We start from the raw sequence: 14,343 nt of genomic DNA, 5'->3' as shown, positions 1-14,343 counted from the left end.
GCGGCATCCACGTCTCAGTTGAAGGCGTTCTGCAGGTCGATGATCACTCGCGGGATCGCGTTCATCTGCGCCTGCGCGAGCAGCACGACCACGAGGTAGCAGACGACCGTGATGAGCGGCACCCACCCGTACCAGGCGGCTGCGAGCCGGCGAACGCGTGCCGACGCCGGAATATGACCCTCGCGGAGGTTGTAGAGCGTGAGCGCCCAGAACATCGGGATCGTGACCGCCCACGTGAGCATGCACCACGGGCAGAGCACGTCGAGGATGTAGATGCTCTGGTAGATGAGCCAGCCGACGAAGACGAGCGCGCCGGCGGCGCCGACGTTGAACGCGACCCAGAACCAGCGCGCGAACGTCGCCCCCGCGAGGATCGCGACCGCGATGGTGAGCACCACCGGCCATGCCATGAGGCCGATGAACGGGTTGGAGAATCCGAGGATCTCGCCCTGCCACGAAGCGAGGTTCGTGCTGCAGCCGACGAGCACCCCCACATTGCACGAGGGGATGTACGAGGAATCACTGAGCGAGAGCACTTTCTCGATCGAGAGTTCGAACGCCGCGAGGAGGCCGAGGCCCCCCGCGATCAGGAGGAAGACGGCGAGGCCGACGGGTCTTGGACGACTGGGGGAGTCCGGCATGCTCGGATTATGGCATGCCGATTCCTGCCTGAGCTGCGAGAGCATGCGATAATCGAAGCAGTCGTCCGGGCCGCGCCCGGCACGGCGCCAATGAGGGCTTTGAGGATGCAACGCATCCGAGTGGGCGGTGAACGCACCGCAAGACGTGGCGACAAGGCAACCTGCCGGTCGCAGTAATGAAGGATTCGGCGGCTCGGCGTTCGCGCGGAGCCGCTCCAGACGAGTACGGGACGACGGCGCGGCCGTCGGAACCGGCGTAGGAGTGCACCAGAGATGGTGGAAGGCAACGAGAACAACACGAACGAACCCGAGGCCGGCAACGGCCCGACCCGGCGTCGCGGCGGCCTCTTCGGCTCGCGGCGCGCGAGCCGTGCGAAGGCGGCCGACAGTCGGTCGACGCCCGTCGTCGAGGTGCCGGCGGCGGTCGATTCCGCAGTGACGGATGCCGCGGCGCCCGTCGCAGTCGACGACGCGGCGGTCGACAGCGCCAACGTCGACGGCGTCGTGTCGGCCGATGTCGAGTCGGCCGATGTCGAGTCGGCCGAGACGGCGGGCGCCGAGGCATCCGCTGCGCCGGTCGCGACCGATGCCGCTGCGGTCTCGCCGATCCCCGCGACGCTCACGACGACGTCGCTGATCTTCCACGCCCCGCCGGTGCTCGCGGGCTTCGACCGCGACGACCGCGGCGGTCGTGACGAGCGCGGCGGTCGCGGCGAGACCCGCGACGAGCGCGGCGGCAGCGACGACGACGAGTCGTCGACGGTTCGCCGTCGCACGCGTCGCCGCAGCGGCGAAGAGGGCCGCTCGACGAGCGACGAACCCGCCAACACGGTCGTCAAGGTGCGCAAGCCCCGTGAGGTCGAGCTCATCACCGAGCCGCAGAAGGTCAAGGGCTCGACGCGCCTCGAGGCCAAGAAGCAGCGCCGACGCGACGGTCGCGACGCCGGTCGCCGCCGCGCGGTGATCACCGAGGCCGAGTTCCTCGCCCGCCGCGAGTCGGTCGACCGCTCGATGGTCGTGCGCGAGAAGGGCGGCCGCATCCAGATCGGCGTGCTCGAAGACGGCGTGCTCGTCGAGCACTACGTCGCCCGCAATCAAGACGCATCCCTCATCGGGAATGTGTACCTCGGCCGCGTGCAGAACGTGCTGCCGAGCATGGAGGCCGCGTTCGTCGACATCGGTCGCGGCCGCAACGCCGTGCTGTACTCGGGCGAGGTCGACTGGGAGGCCGCCGCCGAGAACGGCGAGAAGAACCAGCCGCGACGCATCGAGCTCGCCTTGAAGCCCGGCGACCGGGTGCTCGTGCAGGTCACGAAGGACCCGGTCGGCCACAAAGGCGCCCGCCTCACGAGCCAGGTCTCGCTGCCCGGCCGCTACCTCGTCTACGTGCCCAACGGCTCGATGAACGGCATCAGCCGCAAGCTCCCCGACACCGAGCGCGCGCGTCTGAAGAAGATCCTCAAAGAGGTGCTGCCCGACAACCAGGGCGTCATCGTGCGCACCGCCGCCGAGGGCGCGACCGAAGAGCAGCTGACGCTCGACGTCAACCGCCTCATCGCGCAGTGGGCCGACGTGTCGGCCCAGCTCGAGAAGGTGCAGGCGCCCGCGCTGCTGCACTCGGAGCCCGACCTGCTCATCAAGATCGTGCGCGACGTCTTCAATGAAGACTTCCAGAAGATGGTCATCGAGGGCGACGAAGCGCGCCAGACCATCGAGCGGTACCTGCGCGCCGTTGCGCCCGACCTGCTCGAGCGCGTCGAAGCGTACGCCGGCGAACGCGACTCGTTCGACGAGTTCCGCATCAGCGAGCAGATCGAGAAGGCGCTCGACCGCAAGGTCTGGCTGCCCTCGGGCGGCTCGCTCGTCATCGACCGCACCGAGGCGATGACCGTCGTCGACGTCAACACGGGCAAGTTCGTCGGCTCCGGCGGCAACCTCGAAGAGACCGTCACGAAGAACAACCTCGAAGCGGCCGAAGAGATCGTGCGTCAGCTGCGCCTGCGCGACATCGGCGGCATCATCGTCGTCGACTTCATCGACATGGTGCTCGAGTCCAACCGCGACCTCGTGCTGCGCCGACTCGTCGAGTGCCTCTCGCGCGACCGTACGAAGCACCAGGTCGCCGAGGTGACCTCGCTCGGCCTCGTGCAGATGACCCGCAAGAAGCTCGGCCTCGGCCTCCTCGAGTCGTTCAGCGAGCCGTGCGAGATCTGCGCCGGTCGCGGCATCATCGTGCACCACGAGCCCGTCGTGAAGCACCGCAGCGCCCAGCAGTCGCAGCCCGAGCGGCGCGGTCGCGGCCGCGGCGGCAACCAGCAGCAGTCGTCGCAGGCTCCGTCGACGCCGGCGGCGCACACCGGCACGCATGCGATCACCGACGACGTGAAGAACGCGCTCGCGCAGATCGCCGCCTCGACGATTCCGCACGCCGAGCACAAGGTCGAAGAGCCGGCGGCGGATGTCGCGGGCAACGCGTCTGCCGTGAAGCAGGCCGATGCCGCGGCAGGCGAGAAGCCGGCAGAGGGTTCGAGCGGTCGCCGTCGCGGCCGTCACCGCCGCGTCTCGCAAGATCAGGGTGCCGCAGCCCGCGCCACGACAGGTGCTCCCGCGCCCGCGGACGAGACGGCGCCGATCGCGGCAGCGGCCTCGACCGCTGCGGCTTCGTCGACCGCTCCGACGGCCGCGCCGGTCGTGCCCGAAGCCGCTTCGCCGGCGACCGAGCCGACCCCGGCGCCCGAGGTGACGCAGATCCTCGACCTGCCTGTTCCGCCCGTGTCGCGCAAGCGCCCCGCGCGGGTGGCAGAGACCGAGGTGCTGCTCGACTCGGTGCTCGACGCACTGCCCGCGCCGAAGAAGGCCGGCGAGGGGCGTTCGCGCAGCCGCCGGGTCTCGACGACGGCGCTCAGCACGACGGCCGGGGCCGCGCCCGTGATCACCAGGGCCGACGGCTCGGGTGACGCCGAGGCATCCGACTCAGCCGAGTGAGTCTCGGGCTGCGCGCTCGCGTCGTTCACGCGGCGTGACGCGCAGCCCGCTCCGGCGGAGCCGCTCGACGAGCTCCCTCGGCGAGACCGGCACAGCGCCCGCCGCGACGAGCTCGTCGTACCGCTCGATGGGCACGTCATAGTGGTCGAGATCGAACGATCTCGACGGCAGCGCGGTTCTCTCAGCGAACTCTCGGAGTTCTGCGATCGACTCGTCGCTGACGAGGTGGGCCCAGACCGTGCCGTGCTTCGGCCACAGGGGAGTGTCGATCAGCACGGTCATGCGCCGATCCTACGCGCGGCACCCGCGACTCGCCGCGTGCGGCGCGTTTGACCGGCCCCGCGACATCCGATAAACTCGACCGTTGGTGCCACCGCTTATCACGGTGCGCCCGCAGTTTTCTGCCAGTCACCACCCTTCTTCCCGCTGGGGCGACCGCGCAGTGACACCCCATCAGACAGTCGGGGCCTCAGGGCTCCCCAGAGATAGGTACGAGTAGTGGTTTACGCAGTAGTGCGCGCCGGCGGCCGGCAGGAGAAGGTCGAAGTCGGCACCATCGTGACGATGGACCGCATCAAGGCAGACAAAGACGGCAACGTCACGCTCGCCGCGGTGCTCCTCGTCGACGGCGACAAGATCACCTCCGACGCCAAGGCGCTCGAGAAGGTCACGGTCACGGCCGAGGTTCTCAACGACCTCCGCGGCCCGAAGATCGTGATCCAGAAGTTCAAGAACAAGACCGGCTACAAGAAGCGCCAGGGGCACCGTCAAGACCTCACGCGCGTCAAGGTCACCGGTATCAAGTAGAGCCTGAGGAGAGCAGCTAATGGCACACAAAAAGGGAGCGAGCTCTACTCGCAACGGTCGTGACTCCAACGCGCAGCGCCTCGGCGTGAAGCGCTTCGGCGGCCAGGTCGTCGGCGCAGGCGAGATCATCGTCCGCCAGCGCGGCACGCACTTCCACCCGGGCGCAGGCGTCGGTCGCGGTGGCGACGACACCCTGTTCGCGCTCGAGGCCGGCGCGGTTCAGTTCGGCAACAAGGGCGGCCGCAAGGTCGTCAACATCGTGGCGGTCGGCGAATAGTCGACCGAGTTCATCGTGAGGGCGGGCTTCGGCCCGCCCTCACGTGTTTTATCGGTTTGGAGAGTGCAGCATGGTCAGCTTCGTCGATGAGGTGACGTTGTTCCTGCGTGCCGGGCACGGCGGGAACGGCTGCGTCTCCGTTCGCCGTGAGAAGTTCAAGCCGCTCGCCGGCCCCGACGGCGGCAACGGCGGCAACGGCGGCGACATCGTGCTCGTCGCCGACCCGCAGGTCACCACGCTGCTCGGCTATCACGGGCGGCCGCACCGCTCGTCGCCGAACGGGCAGCCCGGAATGGGCGACAATCGCTCCGGCGCGCTCGGCGAGACCATCGAACTGCCCGTGCCCGTCGGCACGGTCGTCAAGAACGACGACGGCGTCGAACTCGCCGACCTCACCCAACCCGGCGCGCGCTTCGTCGCAGCGGCCGGCGGGCTCGGCGGCCTCGGCAACGCCGCGCTCGCGACCACGAAGCGCAAGGCACCGGGCTTCGCCCTGCTCGGCACGCTCGGCGACGAGGTCGACATCACGCTCGAGCTCAAGACGATCGCCGATGTCGCGCTCGTCGGCTACCCGTCCGCCGGCAAGTCGAGCCTCATCGCCGCCATGTCGGCCGCGCGGCCGAAGATCGCCGACTACCCGTTCACGACGCTGCACCCGAACCTCGGCGTCGTGCAGGCGGGCGACCACCGCTTCACCGTCGCCGACGTGCCGGGCCTCATCGAGGGCGCCAGTGAGGGCAAGGGGCTCGGCCTCGAGTTCCTCCGTCACGTCGAGCGCTGCTCCGCGCTGCTGCACGTGCTCGACTGCGCGACGCTCGAACCCGGCCGCGACCCGATCACCGACCTCGACGTGATCCTCGCCGAGCTCGCCGCCTACCCCGTGCCCGAGGGGCAGCTGCCGCTGCTCGAGCGCCCCCAGCTCATCGCGCTCAACAAGATCGATGTGCCCGAGGCACGCGAACTCGCCGACTTCGTTCGCCCCGACCTCGAAGCACGCGGCTACCGCGTGTTCGAGATCTCGACCGTCAGCCACGAGGGCCTGCGCCAGCTCGGCTTCGCGCTCGGCGAGCTCGTCGACGCGGCCCGCGCCGAGGTCGAGGCGACCCCCGTGCCCGAGCGCATCGTGATGCGACCGAAGGGTGCGACCGATCCCGGCTTCACCGTGCGCGCCGAGGGCGGCAGCTACGGCACCCTCTACCGGGTGCTCGGCCAGAAGCCCGAGCGGTGGGTGCAGCAGACCGACTTCACGAACGACGAGGCCGTCGGCTTCCTCGCCGACCGCCTCGCGAAGCTCGGCGTCGAAGACGCCCTCGTGCGGGCTGGTGCAGACGCCGGCTCGGCCGTCGTCATCGGCAAGGGCCAGGGTGTCGTCTTCGACTGGGAGCCCACGCTCACCTCGACCGCCGAGCTCATCACCGCGCCGCGCGGCACCGACACCCGACTCGACGAGAACCGCCGCGCCACTCGTGCCGAACGACGCAGCGAGTACTACGAGCGCATGGACGCCAAGGCCGAGGCACGCGCCGAGCTCGAGCGAGAGCGCACCGCCGGCATGTGGTCGGAGCTCGACGAGCAGAGCGACGCCGAAGCCGCTGCGGCCGCGCCCGCCGGCACCCCTGAGCAGGAATCGAGCGACGAGGGCCGAGAATGACCCCGGGCAGCCGCGCCGAGATCCCCGCGGCCACCCGCATCGTCGTCAAGGTCGGGTCCTCGTCGATCAGCGGTGACAACGCCGAGCAGATCGGCCCGCTGGTCGACGCCCTCGCCGCCGCCCACGCGCACGGCGCCGAGATCGTGCTCGTCTCCTCCGGAGCGATCGCGACGGCGATTCCCTTTCTCAGCCTCGACGGTCGCCCGACCGATCTCGCGACCCAGCAGGCGGCCGCCGCCGTCGGGCAGAACGTGCTCATGTGGCGCTACCAGACGAGCCTCGACCGCTACGGCGTGCTCGCCGGCCAAGTACTGCTCACTGCCGGCGACCTCGAGAACGCGACACCCCGGTCGAACGCGCAGCGCGCGATGGACCGACTGCTCGCGCTCCGCATCCTGCCGATCGTGAACGAGAACGACACGGTCGCCACGCACGAGATCCGTTTCGGCGACAACGACCGACTCGCGGCCCTCGTCGCCGAGCTCATCGGCGCCGACCTGCTCGTGCTGCTCTCAGACGTCGACGCGCTCTACACGAGGCCGCCGCATCTCGAGGGTGCCAGCCGCATCGCCCACGTGGCCTACGGCGACGAGTTGGCGGGCGTCGAGATCGGCTCGGTCGGCCGGGCCGGCGTCGGCACCGGGGGAGCGGAGACGAAGGTCTCCGCGGCCCGTGTCGCAGCCGACGCCGGCACCTCGGTGCTGATCACGGCGACGCACCTCGTGGCCGAGGCGCTCGCCGGCAACGACATCGGCACCTGGTTCGACGCGGCACCGACGCGTCACGCGGGGTGAGGGTGCGACCCCGCTCGCCTAGGCTGGGGTCATGGAGCAGCCCGAACTCGACGTCTCGGTGATCGACACCCGCCTCGCGGCCGCGAAAGAAGCGTCGCGTCGACTCGCACGCGCCTCGACGGCCGAGAAGGACGCCGCTCTCGAGCAGGTCGCGCGGTTGCTCGTCGAGCGCTCGACCGAGATCATCGCGGCGAACGCCCTCGACCTCGCCGCCGGACGCGCCGCGGCGATCGGCGACGGCCTGCTCGACCGGCTCGCCCTCGACGAGGGGCGCGTCGCAGCCCTGGCAGAGGCGGTGCGCGAGGTCATCGCCCTCACCGACCCGGTCGGCGACACGGTCAGCGGTCGTTCGCTGCCGAACGGCGTGCGCATCGACCAGATCCGCGTGCCGCTCGGCGTGATCGGCGCGATCTACGAGGCGCGGCCCAACGTCACGATCGACATCGCCGTGCTCGCGCTGAAAAGCGGCAACGCCGTGGTGCTTCGCGGCGGCACGGCCGCCGAGCAGACCAACCGCGTGCTCGTCGGGGTGCTTCGCGACGCGCTCGACGCCGCCGGGCTGCCCGCCGACGCCGTGCAGACCGTCGACGACTTCGGGCGAGCCGGCGCCCGGCACCTCATGCAGGCCCGCGATTACGTCGACGTGCTCATCCCGCGCGGCAGCGCCGGGCTCATCCGCGCGGTGGTCGACGAGGCCAAGGTGCCGGTCATCGAAACGGGCGCCGGGGTCGTGCACATGTTCCTCGACGCGAGCGCACGCGAAGACTGGTCGGTCGAGCTCGTGCACAATGCGAAGACCCAGCGCCCCAGCGTCTGCAACGCCCTCGAGACCCTGCTCGTGCACGTCGACGCCGCCGAACGCCTGTTGCCTCCGGTGCTGGACCGCCTCGAAGCATCCGGCGTCGTCGTGCACGGTGACGAGCGCGTGCGCGCGCTGCGCCCCGAGGTGGCTCCCGTCACCGACGAAGACTGGGCCACCGAGCACATGTCGCTCGAGATGTCGGTCGGCGTCGTGGACTCGCTCGATGACGCGATGCGACACATCCGCCGTTACTCGACGAAGCACACCGAATCGATCGTGACCAACGATCTCGGCAACGCCGAGCGCTTTCTCAACGAAGTCGACGCCGCCGCCGTCATGGTCAACGCGTCGACCCGCTTCACCGACGGCGCCGAGTTCGGCTTCGGCGCCGAGGTCGGCATCTCGACGCAGAAGCTGCACGCGCGGGGGCCCATGGGGCTGCCCGAATTGACCAGCACGAAGTGGATCGTGCGCGGTGCCGGACATGTGCGCGGCTGACCTCGCTAGACTGTCTGGAGCACGACCCGCAGGATTCGAAAGGAACGGCGAATGAGCCTCATCACCGCAGTGCAGACGGCAACGGTGCAGACCGGTACGGTGGTCGCTGAGACCGTGCACGCGCGCGAGCTGCCCATGGAGTCGTGGGTCTACGGTCTCATTGCGCTCGTGATCTTCGCCGCCCTCGGCTTCGTCCTCGCCTCGTACCGCGATGTGGCCAACCGCCACGCCGCCAAGGCTGCGGCCTACGCCGCACGCCACGCCGGAGACGCGCACGGCGGTCACTGAGGCGGGCGAGCACGCGATGACGGTCGCGGAGCGTCGGCCGCGCATCGGAGTGATGGGCGGCACGTTCGACCCGATCCACCACGGCCACCTGGTCGCGGCGAGCGAGGTCGCGCAGTCGCTCGACCTCGACGAGGTCGTCTTCGTGCCGACCGGTCAGCCGAGCTACAAGTCGAATGTGACGCAAGCCGAGCACCGCTATCTCATGACGGTGATCGCGACGGCCTCGAACCCGCGCTTCACGACGAGCCGGGTCGACATCGACCGTGAGAAGCCGACATTCACGATCGACACGCTGCGCGACATCCGACGTGAGCGGCCCGACGCCGACCTGTACTTCATCACCGGCGCCGACGCGATCGCGCAGATCCTGTCGTGGAAAGACGTGCAAGAGCTCTGGGATCTCGCGCACTTCGTTGCTGTGAGTCGCCCGGGACATGTCCTGTCTGTTTCTGGATTGCCCGAGCAAGACGTAAGCTTGCTTGAAGTTCCGGCACTGGCGATCTCATCGACCGATTGCCGGAGCAGGGTGCGCCGGGGGTTCCCGGTTTGGTACTTGGTGCCCGATGGGGTCGTCCAGTACATCTCCAAGCACCATCTTTACCGGAGTGTCGAATGACGTCGTCGCAAGATCCGCCGCTGACGCGCCGCGAAATGCGTGAACGCGAGCGACTGCTGGAGCAGCAGGAGCCTTCGGCGACCCCGGATCCCGCGGCGCAGGTCGTGCCCGCCGCGCCCTCGACGCCCGTTGCTCCGGTCGCCGCGCCCGCGCCCGCGATGCCGCCGGCACCTGCGCCGGTGCCTCTGCAATCGATGCCCGTCGCGCCCGTGCAGGCGGCTCCCGCCTATTCGGCTCCGCGCCCGGCCGGCGGGTACGGCGATTCGCCTGCGTCGTTCACGGTGCCGCCCGCCGCGCCGCAGCCGGCGGCACCGCAACCGAGCCAGTTCGCCCCGCGACCTGCCGCTGCACCCGCGCCGGTGCCTGCGCCGCAGTTCGGCGCACCGCCCGGGTACGAGGCGACGACCCCCGAACGCACGCTCACGCGCCGTGAACTGCGTGCCATGCTCGACGGCAGCCAACTCGACGAGTTCGATCTCGAAGACGTCGAGGCCGAACAGGCGGGCGGTACGCGCGAGCTGCCCGGCATCGCCGTGTCGTCGCCCGCGACGGCCACCCCGAGGCATCCATCGCTGCCTGACGCCTCTGCAGCGCCGTCGCCGGCGACCGGCCACTGGACCTCGCAGCTGAACGCCCCCGTCGAGACCGCCGAACCGTTCGATCAGCTGCTGTCGCGCGGTGGTGTCAGCCACGGCGTTCCCACGACGACGAACGCGCTGATTCTGCCGTCGCTTCCCGACCAGGGATCGATCGGCGGCACGCCGCTCGCGGCGAGCGGCGAGATCATCGCCACCGGCTCGATCGACCTGCCGCGCTCGTATGGTGCGACGGGTGTGCACCCGAGCCGCATCGACTCGTCTGACGTCGATCGCCTGTTCGACCAGATCGAAGAGGTCGGCACGGGCGCCGCACCGGTCGCGGCGACCCGCGCCATCAGCACCCAGGGCGCATCCCGCGCAATGATCGCGCCCCCGAAGAAAGAGGGCATGAACGTTCCGCTCGTGCTGGCCGTGACCGCCGGAGTGCTCGCACTCGGTGTCGTGGCCACCCTCGTCATCGGCGCCATGGCGGGATTGTTCTGATCCACGACATCACAAACGCAACCGGAAGTGAGCGTATGACTGCATCCGACCAGGCTCTTGAAACGCTCGCGCTGGCCGCGCGGGCCGCCGACTCGAAGGGCGGCGACGACCTCGTCGCACTCGACGTCTCGCGGCAGCTGCCGTTCGCCGACGTGTTCCTCATCGTGACCGGCAACTCGGAGCGCAACGTCGTGGCGATCGCCGACGAGATCGAAGAGGTGCTCGGCCGTGCTGGCACGCCGACCAGGCGTCGCGAAGGGCACCAGGCCGGGCGCTGGATCCTGCTCGATTTCGGCGACCTCGTAGTGCACGTCTTCCACCAGGAGGAGCGACTCTACTACGGCCTCGAACGGCTCTGGGCCGACTGCCCGGCGCTGCCTGTGGCGCCGCTGCTCGCCGCGAACAGCTGATCACCGCGGGCTTCACCGGCCGAGGGTTGCTCGATTTCGTCTGCAGGCGAAGGCTGGTGTAAGCTCAATTCGTTGCCTCGAACGAGGTATACGGGTCTGTGGCGCAGCTGGTAGCGCACCTGCATGGCATGCAGGGGGTCAGGGGTTCGAGTCCCCTCAGATCCACCAAGAACCCCTGATGAATCGTAAGATTTGTCAGGGGTTGTTTCGTTGAAACGGGCCGAAACCGGGCCGTTGGGGCTGTTTTGGGTCACTTTTCAGAACGATGACAGGCTTCCACAGACATCCACATGCGATGTCCTGAGAGAGCAAGCAATGCGGCGTGATGCGCACTCCTGAGGAGTATGAGCACATCGACCGATCACACCGTTCCGGCATCCCGGTTCGTCGACGAGCTGGGGGACTACCTCAGCGTCGACGAGCTGGCGCAGTACTTGCAGCTGTCCAAAGAGACGATTTACCACTGGCGTCTCGAGGGAACCGGCCCGAAGGCCACCAAGCTCGGCAAACATCTGCGATACAGCCGCGAGAACGTTCAGGCCTGGCTGCAGGCCCGAACGGACCGGCGGTGAGCACGGTGATGGCTTCAGACTCTGCGAACACAGAGGGCGATTGCAGTGCCACGCAGCAGAATGGAACCCGGCTCACACGGGGAGATCACCTACCACGACCTGCCCGACGGTCGCGTACGCGGCACCGTCATCTTCCGTCGCATCGACGGGAGCTACGGCAAACTCCGCACCCGCGCGACCTCGAGGGCGAGCGCGCGTCGCACGTTGGTCGAGAAGGTCGGCAACGAGTACGAGGCTGTTCGCACGACAGGTGACGGACTCACCCCGGACTCGCTCTTCATCGACCTCGCGCACGAGTACATGGAGCACGTCGCGTTCACGGGGGACCAACGTGACACCACCCGGCACGAGAACCAGCGCCTGATCGACAAGAAGATCGCACCGCTGATGGGATCGCTCGCCCTTCGGGAGATCAAAGCGAGCACAGTGCTGCGGGTCTATAAGACGATTCATCGGGCGACACCTCGACAGGCCGACACGTGCAAGGCGCTGATCAGCCAGATCTGCTCATACGCCGTGATGAATGACCTCATGATCGCGAACCCGGCGCGCGAGGTGAAGAGCGCCAAGCGGCGGCCGAAGCCGATCTACGCGCCCGACGCGATGGAGCTGGAGACCTTCCGGGCGGTGATACGCGACTACCAGGACCGCGAGGATCGGATGGGACCGCGGCCATCCGACCTGCTCGGCGACGTCGTGGATCTGATCCTCGCCACCGGCGCTCGCGTGAGCGAAGCGGTAGGTCTCAAGTGGCAATTCGTAGATCTCGACTCGGAGCGGCCAAGCATCACGATCGCCGGCAAGATCGTCGACTCGAAAGGCCAGCCCAAGCATTACGAGGACTACCTCAAGACGGAGTCCGGCTGGCGGCGCATCTCAGTTCCAGTCGAACTCGTACCGATGCTCCGCCGTCGCAAGATCGCATCGGGCGGCAACGCGTTCGTCTTCCACACTCGGACCGGCGCGCCCAGCGGCACGCAAGACGTGCACCGATCGCTACGGCGAGTCCGGGAGTGGGCTGGGCTTGACGAGGAGCTCGTGCCGCACGCACTCCGCAAGTCGGCGGTGACCGCGGTCGCCGACGCGCTCGGCCTCGAAGGGGCTGCGCAATTCGCCGGCCACAAGCGTTCGCGCGTGACCGAGCAGTATTACGCTAAACGCGCTGTTCAGGCGCCTGATACCTCGATGGTCCTCGGCAGGCTGCAGCGAACTCTACGTGCGCACAGCGAGGTGGTCACGATGGGCATCGCACGTGCGCGCTAGTTGAGATCGACGTTGGGCAGCACCGGCACCTTGCAGTTCCGACAGACGAACAGTCCGAGACGCGACGACACGCAACGAGTGCCGCAGTTCGGGCAGTCTGGCTCAGAAGCAATGATGGCGTCGTCGTTCATGCGGTACGGCAGTCTACGCCTTCCGGATCGTCCGATACAGGCGACAACTCTCGCGGTACAGATCGGGCGGCGCGGCTCGACTGCTCAAAGAATCGCCCAGGGGCGTCAACCGGCGCAGATGATCGGCAGACCGCGGGGAATCGAATCTCCAGCCTTCGCCGCAGATTTCGGAGGGAGCTTGTCGACGTGGAGTTCGATGGGCTTGAGAGTTCGACACTTCCGTTGCTCCTGTGACGGTGGACGGTTCCTAGCTCGTGTCGTCCGAGAGGGTGCGCAAGCACGTCCTCAGGGCAGTGGCGACTTGCCTCGCGCGCGACGCCAGAAGCGGTGCCAGCGAACCCCCAGGGATACCCTCGGTTCGGCGATGCGGTCGGCTTCGGCGATGCCTATCGCGGCCTGCTGCTTGCGGATGCGGATACGCTCAGCGGGGGTCGGTCCTGCGTTCTCCGGATCGCTGTGAACACGCTCGATTGGCTCGGCTCTGTGGCGCCGCCACCAACGGCCGCTCGCGTCTCGGTAGAGGATCGTCGCCCTCGGAACCTGAAACGCGGGGTGGACGGGGTTCGGGAGAATGAACTGCACGGAATACTCGCTCTCCGGCTCGATTGCCTCGATCCGCGCCGACGGGTCTTGAATGACGTCGTCACCAGCGGTGAGCTGCAATCGGATCGGACCGATCAACTCCTTGCTGCGGTTGTGCACCGTCGCGACGAGATCGAGGGCTGGCCGCTCGACGATCCACGCCGAACGCATCTCACCAGTCCGTTGGTCAGGCGGGAGCGCTACGCGCTTCGCGGCCGGATGAATGCCCTGCCTCACCCCGAGCGCACCTCGGTCGTGTGCTTCCTCGCCGACCTCGCGTTGCTTGAGGCGGGTGATGTCCGCGTACACGAGGCGCGCTTGCTCCTCGCGCTTGTTGCGAACGTTTCCGTTGTAAGTGATGACCGCGATGAATAGTGCGGCGAGACCACCGATCGCTGTGAGCCAGTTCCGCAGAGCGTCCCACTGCGCCGGTGTGAGCAAGCCGAAGAACCATTCCATGCACCGACGCTACCCGGATCCACAGACGCTTCGAGCAGTCCAAAGAGCGTCGTCTCCGCCACGACGAACCAAATGAGGCGAACGGAGTCGGTCCGGTCCGGCTGCTATTGATTGCATTCACGGCTGGCTGAATACTTGGACAATGGCCCCCACCCGACGGGAACTCTTGCCGATGCCTGCGTGGCCCGGATTGGGTCAGATTTTCAGTTCGCCGTCAACAACTGCTTCGGCGCGTCGTTTGGTCGTATTCGTGCATGGTTTCAATGGGCGAGCTGCGAAGACTTGGGGCGAGTTTGCCAACGGCAAGTATCCGTCATCCTGGTGGTCTGAATCTGACATAATTTTTGTTGGATACGACTCACTACGTAGGGAGATCAACGCCGTCTCATCCGGGTCTGCTGCACGAGTAGGTGACATCTGAGTTGGCTTGCTCTTCGGGGCGGGCTGGAAGGATGTTGCTGTGCCTAAGCCTTACCCGAGCGAGT

At 68.1% G+C, this 14,343-nt stretch carries 15 protein-coding genes and 1 tRNA gene; 13 read left to right on the top strand and 3 right to left on the bottom strand.

The genetic code is table 11. The annotated features are described in order from the left end of the window. Nucleotides 1-14: 14 nt before the first annotated feature. On the bottom strand, nt 15-641 hold the full coding sequence (locus ACWGST_RS16165; RefSeq protein ID WP_452047690.1) for a vitamin K epoxide reductase family protein: 627 nt from the start codon (nt 639-641) through the stop codon (nt 15-17). A gap of 273 nt (nt 642-914) precedes the next feature. On the opposite strand from ACWGST_RS16165, the gene ACWGST_RS16160 reads away from it, so the two are divergent. Continuing rightward, nucleotides 915-3,626 (top strand): Rne/Rng family ribonuclease, encoded by a 2,712-nt coding sequence (locus tag ACWGST_RS16160; protein WP_452047689.1) that lies wholly within the window; start codon nt 915-917, stop codon nt 3,624-3,626. On the opposite strand, the gene ACWGST_RS16155 is transcribed toward ACWGST_RS16160, so the two are convergent. Continuing rightward, on the bottom strand, nt 3,615-3,908 hold the full coding sequence (locus tag ACWGST_RS16155; protein WP_452047688.1) for a DUF4031 domain-containing protein: 294 nt from the start codon (nt 3,906-3,908) through the stop codon (nt 3,615-3,617). The genes ACWGST_RS16160 and ACWGST_RS16155 overlap by 12 nt on opposite strands. A gap of 216 nt (nt 3,909-4,124) precedes the next feature. On the opposite strand from ACWGST_RS16155, the gene rplU reads away from it, so the two are divergent. The 12 genes from rplU to ACWGST_RS16095 all read left to right on the top strand — a co-directional run bounded on the left by rplU (nt 4,125) and on the right by ACWGST_RS16095 (nt 12,686). Further along, the gene (gene rplU, locus ACWGST_RS16150) at nt 4,125-4,433 is read left to right on the top strand and encodes a 50S ribosomal protein L21 (protein ID WP_082600020.1); all 309 of its coding nucleotides are present in this window, start codon (nt 4,125-4,127) and stop codon (nt 4,431-4,433) included. A gap of 19 nt (nt 4,434-4,452) precedes the next feature. Next, the gene (gene rpmA / locus ACWGST_RS16145; RefSeq protein WP_056009138.1) at nt 4,453-4,710 is read left to right on the top strand and encodes a 50S ribosomal protein L27; all 258 of its coding nucleotides are present in this window, start codon (nt 4,453-4,455) and stop codon (nt 4,708-4,710) included. A gap of 70 nt (nt 4,711-4,780) precedes the next feature. Then, nucleotides 4,781-6,361: a GTPase ObgE gene (gene obgE / locus ACWGST_RS16140; protein ID WP_452047687.1), complete on the top strand. Its 1,581-nt coding sequence runs from the start codon at nt 4,781-4,783 to the stop codon at nt 6,359-6,361. Further along, on the top strand, nt 6,358-7,155 hold the full coding sequence (gene proB, locus ACWGST_RS16135) for a glutamate 5-kinase (RefSeq protein WP_452047686.1): 798 nt from the start codon (nt 6,358-6,360) through the stop codon (nt 7,153-7,155). Before obgE ends, proB begins: the two co-directional genes overlap by 4 nt. Before the next feature lie 31 nt (nt 7,156-7,186). After that, entirely contained in the window at nt 7,187-8,455 is a 1,269-nt protein-coding gene (locus tag ACWGST_RS16130; protein WP_452047685.1) for a glutamate-5-semialdehyde dehydrogenase, read from the top strand. Between the two features lie 51 nt (nt 8,456-8,506). Then, a complete protein-coding gene (locus ACWGST_RS16125; RefSeq protein WP_452047684.1) occupies nt 8,507-8,743 on the top strand; it encodes a hypothetical protein in 237 nt (78 codons plus the stop codon). A 16-nt stretch (nt 8,744-8,759) separates the two neighbouring features. Further along, nucleotides 8,760-9,359, top strand: coding sequence for a nicotinate-nucleotide adenylyltransferase (nadD, locus tag ACWGST_RS16120; RefSeq protein ID WP_452047683.1), 600 nt, complete (start codon nt 8,760-8,762; stop codon nt 9,357-9,359). Between the two features lie 35 nt (nt 9,360-9,394). Continuing rightward, nucleotides 9,395-10,441, top strand: coding sequence for a hypothetical protein (locus ACWGST_RS16115; RefSeq protein WP_452047682.1), 1,047 nt, complete (start codon nt 9,395-9,397; stop codon nt 10,439-10,441). Between the two features lie 35 nt (nt 10,442-10,476). Then, entirely contained in the window at nt 10,477-10,851 is a 375-nt protein-coding gene (gene rsfS, locus ACWGST_RS16110; protein ID WP_452047681.1) for a ribosome silencing factor, read from the top strand. Between the two features lie 92 nt (nt 10,852-10,943). Next, nucleotides 10,944-11,019, top strand: a tRNA-Ala gene (locus ACWGST_RS16105). 176 nt (nt 11,020-11,195) lie between these two features. Next, entirely contained in the window at nt 11,196-11,423 is a 228-nt protein-coding gene (locus tag ACWGST_RS16100) for a helix-turn-helix transcriptional regulator (protein ID WP_244853949.1), read from the top strand. Between the two features lie 204 nt (nt 11,424-11,627). Next, nucleotides 11,628-12,686 carry a tyrosine-type recombinase/integrase gene (locus ACWGST_RS16095; protein WP_452047680.1) on the top strand — a complete coding sequence of 353 codons (1,059 nt, stop codon included), beginning with the start codon at nt 11,628-11,630 and terminating at the stop codon, nt 12,684-12,686. A 416-nt stretch (nt 12,687-13,102) separates the two neighbouring features. Here ACWGST_RS16095 and ACWGST_RS16090 read toward each other — a convergent pair whose 3' ends face one another. After that, entirely contained in the window at nt 13,103-13,858 is a 756-nt protein-coding gene (locus ACWGST_RS16090) for a hypothetical protein (RefSeq protein ID WP_452047679.1), read from the bottom strand. Nucleotides 13,859-14,343 lie beyond the last annotated feature (485 nt).

The organism is Agromyces sp. NPDC055520 (assembly GCF_053619715.1).
The sequence above is the reverse complement of the archived record's forward strand: the minus strand, read 5'-3'. Positions and strand labels throughout refer to the sequence as shown.